We start from the raw sequence: 4903 nt of genomic DNA, 5'->3' as shown, positions 1-4903 counted from the left end.
TTCCAATCGCTTTTGATGTTTCAATTGTGTGTAATGTGGATTTTTTTCTCAGGAAAGAGCTCTGCTCCTTCATCCTCGTAATATTGTATCCATTCTAAAATTTCATCGTAGTCATTATTGCATTCATCCAGTTCTTGTAATTGTTCATCACTGAATTCACCGTCTTCTTTTGTACTTTCGATGTAATCTTCAACAGGATAAGATTCTGCTGCATTGGGTAAGTACACAGAATATCGCTCAGCGTTTCCTTCATTTGCTGCAACCCACTCATAGTCACCTACGACCCAAAATCGTGGTGCGGCCTGACAATCAACATCTCTGTTCTCACTTGTCATCATTCACTTATTTTATTTTTATCAAATAAATCAATTATGTAGGCTTCGTACATCTCATCCCAATAGGGATCTGTTCTTGCCATATATTTCATGGCTTCCCCATTTTCCTCTACCTTAAATGTTTGCTCCTTTTGAATATCAGTGAACTTTTTCTTTGCCCATATCCCTCTGATCAACACTTCAACTTCTTTAACCTCAACTTTTTGCTACATCACATTCCTCCTATTTTCTTCCGAAAGTTATCTCCAACTTTGTGCCTTTAAAGTGCAACCTAAGGTTATAGTTTATATTCTTGTCAATATTAAAAATAAAAGCTGCCAGACAGCTGGCAGCAATACAAACTCACTACACAGAATACCCTTTAACATAATCTTGACCATTCAAATACCCGTTACCGCTGATTTAAAAGTAAAAAACACTTTTAACAAATCTCCCATACTACGTTGGTAATTACTCTAAAACTTGAAAAGATATCAAATCCTGCTACAATACCCGGGGTCCATGGAGGAAGTATATTAAATATCAAGTCAACGTCTAACCCAAAAAATGTTGAGTAAATAACAATTTCCCAACCTACAGGACAAGAGCCTCTACTCCCTCCATAAGGTGTCGTTTGTCCTCCACTTTGCATATACTGAGTTAACTGCTGTAAGGTTCTTGGTCTTTGTTGTACAACATATTGCAACAATTGAGGGTTGGATTTAAGTTGTTGAACTAGCTTTAGAGCTTGCTGCGGGGGTGGGGATGTTGGTCTTGGGTGTTGTTGAAGCAGTGATGCAATGCTTAACTGTGTTCCTGGAATCATCCCTCCCACGCTTGCAGATCCTCCCAATGGCGGTCTTGCTACTGTCCCTGTTGAAGGTATTCCCACTGTTCCATACTGCGGGCGTTCTTCCGTGATAAAATCAGTATCATCGTAATTATAGTCGTTCATGTCTAACGTCTCCTTTTTCAAATCGTGAATTTCCTTTTCATGGTATGTATCTGTTATAAACATGTATAGGTCATAGTCTAGAAAAGACATTCTTATTCCTCAATCCACGCAAAAGAGGTATTAAGTCCTTGAATTTATTCAATTGTAATTTTTACTTTTCTTATGGTACAGATTGTGCAAGGATATATTATTTTTCTACACTTGTTAACTCACCTAAAAACAATTCACCGGAACTGCTGAATCCCATTAGTACCACATTCATTTTGCTTATATATCACCTTCGCTTAGCTATCATGTTCTAAGTAGGAGGTGATGTTTTGTTTGTATCGCCAATGTTATTGCATTCGATCAAAGAACCATTTGATGACGATGGCTATATTACGAGCTGAAGTTCGATGGAATTAGACTGATCCTCTCCAAGTTTAATGATCAGATAAAGCTTTATACTCGTCACAACAATGAAGTAACAAGCAAGTTCCCAGAACTCTTGGATCTCGATTCAATGTTTACCGAACAGTGAGTTCGCAGAAACAGAACAAAGGTTCTTTTCCAATGCGTTTTAAGAACTTTTGTTCGATGTAAATATTGGTATAAAAAATCCATCCTTCTGTTACAATTTATGTATAACAATTAGGAGGTTAACAATGTCACTTACATCAAAATTAAGCAAAGTACCACAATTCAAGGAAATAGTTGTTGCTATTGCGCCTAAAAAGAAAGATTTCAAGACTGCAAGTGGGAATAATCCCTTTTCTAAAGAGTATGAAACGTTAGTGCCTTACACATTGGAGAAACCGTCTGATGCAAGCTTAATAGGGACTGCCTTTGATTACTTGGCAAGGTTTAGAATAGCCCAAATAATAAATAAAGAAATGAGATTCGAAGAGCTTGTTGCCTATAAAGGACTAAAAAAATTGCAGAAAGACACTGGAAATAATGGCTTAGAAGGTAAATATTATTCGCCTATTCAAAAAGGAATTGATATGTATGTCAAAGGTGATTTAGCATTAAATAGAGATGTTTGTGTTACCGCCTTAAAACTTGGGAATCTAGAGAGATATTCTAGAGCCAATGTGCCAGGGGTTACTGAGGCTGATATTTTCGATATACAAAGAATAGACACATTAACTAATGAACTCACTGGATTAATGGAGACATTTGAAGAAAAATTTATTAGCAGTGGATTTGTTAAAACAGACAGCAAAGTAGTTTTCAATCCTCACTTTGGCATTGCTTCCCTATTGGTTGATGGGGCAGATGCAGATATTCTAATTGATGATGTACTATATGATTTCAAAGTGGTTAAAGATGTGGGATACAAATCTGCGGATGTTCTTCAGTTAACTGGATACTTCCTTCTTAATCAACTTTTAAAGGAAATAGAGCACAACTATAGCGTATCAGAAAGCCTTCCTTTCGATGACATTGAATTCAGCAAGATTTGTCTTTATAAAGCAAGATTCGGTGAATGTGAATACTTTGATTTTAAGGATATCAACGAGCAAGATATTCGTGCTGCGCTTATAAGACTTGCTGAATACTTTTTGAACAATCCTGATAAAACTGTTAAGTATACATTTTTAAAAGCAAATCCTCATTATAATCTAGCTGACTATGATGATGCTTTGCGTTCTATAGCTAATTCAAACTAAGGCACCCCTTTTTGGGTGTTTTTTAAATTAAAAAGGATGCATTTCAGCACCCTTTAAACTTAAATGTCATTAAATTAAAAGCAACATTCATAGATAGTTTGTATAACTTCTAGTCTCTCCCTTTTAACATTTTTAAGAGATCGTCACTAAGTTGGTTATCAATATCTTCTGTATCACTATCTTCATCATCATCTTCTTCAACTACAAATAACCCTTCAATAAATCAGTGAAAGTATCAGCAATCAGGAATAGGTCTTGTTCGCCATCTCTTAGTTCATGATCCCAGAAATATATTTTCCCTTGATTTATTTCACTAACATCTAAACAAATTAGGTCTCCCCCATCCGCATCTGCGATAGGAATTATTTGTTCTGGTAATTGCTCTTTATATGTTTTTATGGATTCACTTATATCATAATCATTCTGCTCCAATCCATAAAACAATTCGACTGGCACTAATTCACCAACTAACCACACTGGTTTTTCTCTTAGATGGGTATATACATTGTCCTCAATCCAACATTCCCCGTATTCATTAATAAAACTCTTGTAATCAGAAGAAATATGAAATCCATTTTCTTCTATTTTTTTCATTTCGTTTAATGGGTTATTTGTTTTGGTTGATCTAATATCAATAGTGTATTGATCAAGTTTATCTTTAATCCGTTTAAAACTCATTTTAATAGCCTCCTCTTAAGTCTGATGCTGCACCAATATGCGGTACATTTTTATGTAAGTCAGTCGGAACAACTGGTCTACTTTTTCCTGAATCATATGTCTATTTTAATAAAAAACCCTCCTTTATTGGAGGGCGGTAAGTTGGTTGTTACTTTTATTCTTTGTTTTTAATATATTGATCCAGAAACTCTCTAACTGACTTTCTTTTTGGATGTATTCCTAAATTTTCGTATGCCCATATTGCTCTTCTTTGAGATCCGTTAATTTCTTGATTCAATACATCTTCATAATTTAAATCTAAAGAGAATTTTCCATTCGCATCTAACTTCAAAGTTAAATTTGTCCATTTTTCCGGATTAATTAATTCATGTGCTTGTTGTAGCTCTTCAAATAAATCATGTAATTTTATTAAAAACTCGTTATAGATTGACTTACTCACATGATGATCTTCAGGTATATTATGCGAGTAAAGATATACCGTTTCTCCTTTTAATCTATAATAAAAATTTATCTCTGCAGAGTCGTCTAATATTTCGGCATATAAACAAACTTCGTCCCACTCTTTTGGTATCATCTCACTAACAGTTTGTGCAATTTCACCATACAGAGAATCTAGTTTTTCTAATTCCATTGTTTATCCACCTTTTTGGTTTTTAATAATTGATCTTTGTAATTCGTCATTGCCTATTTTAAATTCAACAACAAAACGTTCTGGTCTCAATGAATCACTTTTATAAACTGGTTCTATTGAAACAGATACTTTCTCAGGAGGAACTTCTTTCAATGCAGCTAACCACTCTTGTTCCATCTGATACCATTTCCCACCGCTACGATTAATTTGTGAATTCATCGGAAGCAGGTTATCAATATCTCCAGACCCTTTAAAAATAGATGCAATTAAGTGACCACCGTCATCATCTGGTAATCGATCGGGTTTCCCTGAATTAGATTGGGCGTATTGATTTCTTTTGACCTCTCCATATTTTAAATCACTCGCTTCAACTTTGACAATACGTCCGTAGTGATCTGTTGTGTAGGTGTAACCCTGCTTAGTTGAATAAACGACATTCGGTTTTAATACCTTCTTGCGCTTCCATTTCACATAGTGATCTCCGTAACTGACAACAGTCGGTGGTGATTTTGGTGTCGGTAATCGTCTGCCTGTCTTAGAGATACCATATACAGGCTGATTGTCCAGGCGTTTTGCCATGGAAAGAAGTTTATTTTTAAGATTCTCCCCATCAAACACATTGTAAGGAAGTTTCCCTCCACCTGCTATTTGAAACTTTGGTGAGTATGGCAAT

General features: G+C 35.3%; 7 protein-coding genes and 1 pseudogene. 2 read left to right on the top strand and 6 right to left on the bottom strand.

Annotated features, from left to right (window positions below; genetic code table 11):
- Positions 1 to 20: 20 nt before the first annotated feature.
- The 3 genes from AKG37_RS09270 to AKG37_RS09260 all read right to left on the bottom strand — a co-directional run bounded on the left by AKG37_RS09270 (position 21) and on the right by AKG37_RS09260 (position 1269).
- On the bottom strand, positions 21 to 335 hold the full coding sequence (locus AKG37_RS09270; protein WP_060698555.1) for a hypothetical protein: 315 nt from the start codon (positions 333 to 335) through the stop codon (positions 21 to 23).
- The gene (locus AKG37_RS09265; RefSeq protein ID WP_060698554.1) at positions 335 to 514 is read right to left on the bottom strand and encodes a hypothetical protein; all 180 of its coding nucleotides are present in this window, start codon (positions 512 to 514) and stop codon (positions 335 to 337) included. Before AKG37_RS09265 ends, AKG37_RS09270 begins: the two co-directional genes overlap by 1 nt.
- Before the next feature lie 242 nt (positions 515 to 756).
- A complete protein-coding gene (locus tag AKG37_RS09260) occupies positions 757 to 1269 on the bottom strand; it encodes a hypothetical protein (protein ID WP_149865079.1) in 513 nt (170 codons plus the stop codon).
- Positions 1270 to 1586: 317 nt separating this feature from the next.
- Between AKG37_RS09260 and AKG37_RS18540 the strand changes: the two are divergent.
- Together AKG37_RS18540 and AKG37_RS09255 are read left to right on the top strand one after the other, a co-directional pair.
- A pseudogene (locus tag AKG37_RS18540) lies at positions 1587 to 1768 on the top strand (ATP-dependent DNA ligase); the annotation flags it as partial.
- 145 nt (positions 1769 to 1913) lie between these two features.
- On the top strand, positions 1914 to 2921 hold the full coding sequence (locus tag AKG37_RS09255; RefSeq protein ID WP_060698552.1) for a hypothetical protein: 1008 nt from the start codon (positions 1914 to 1916) through the stop codon (positions 2919 to 2921).
- 201 nt (positions 2922 to 3122) lie between these two features.
- On the opposite strand, the gene AKG37_RS09250 is transcribed toward AKG37_RS09255, so the two are convergent.
- The 3 genes from AKG37_RS09250 to AKG37_RS09240 all read right to left on the bottom strand — a co-directional run.
- A complete protein-coding gene (locus tag AKG37_RS09250) occupies positions 3123 to 3599 on the bottom strand; it encodes an SMI1/KNR4 family protein (RefSeq protein WP_060698551.1) in 477 nt (158 codons plus the stop codon).
- Between the two features lie 154 nt (positions 3600 to 3753).
- Entirely contained in the window at positions 3754 to 4230 is a 477-nt protein-coding gene (locus AKG37_RS09245) for an immunity protein YezG family protein (RefSeq protein WP_060698550.1), read from the bottom strand.
- A 3-nt stretch (positions 4231 to 4233) separates the two neighbouring features.
- Positions 4234 to 4903: DNA/RNA non-specific endonuclease (locus tag AKG37_RS09240; RefSeq protein WP_160316321.1), on the bottom strand; the 670-nt coding region annotated here is incomplete at its 5' end.

The organism is Bacillus australimaris, assembly GCF_001307105.1.
Classification (GTDB): domain Bacteria; phylum Bacillota; class Bacilli; order Bacillales; family Bacillaceae; genus Bacillus; species Bacillus australimaris.
This window is presented reverse-complemented; position numbering and strand designations above follow the sequence as displayed.

Excerpts from the sequence above, each read along its gene's own strand:
- AKG37_RS09245 (WP_060698550.1), bottom strand. The coding sequence starts at position 4,230 with ATGGAATTAGAAAAACTAGATTCTCTGTATGGTGAAATTGCACAAACT.
- AKG37_RS09250 (WP_060698551.1), bottom strand. The coding sequence starts at position 3,599 with ATGAGTTTTAAACGGATTAAAGATAAACTTGATCAATACACTATTGAT.
- AKG37_RS09270 (WP_060698555.1), bottom strand. The coding sequence starts at position 335 with ATGACAAGTGAGAACAGAGATGTTGATTGTCAGGCCGCACCACGATTT.
- AKG37_RS09255 (WP_060698552.1), top strand. The coding sequence starts at position 1,914 with ATGTCACTTACATCAAAATTAAGCAAAGTACCACAATTCAAGGAAATA.
- AKG37_RS09260 (WP_149865079.1), bottom strand. The coding sequence starts at position 1,269 with ATGAACGACTATAATTACGATGATACTGATTTTATCACGGAAGAACGC.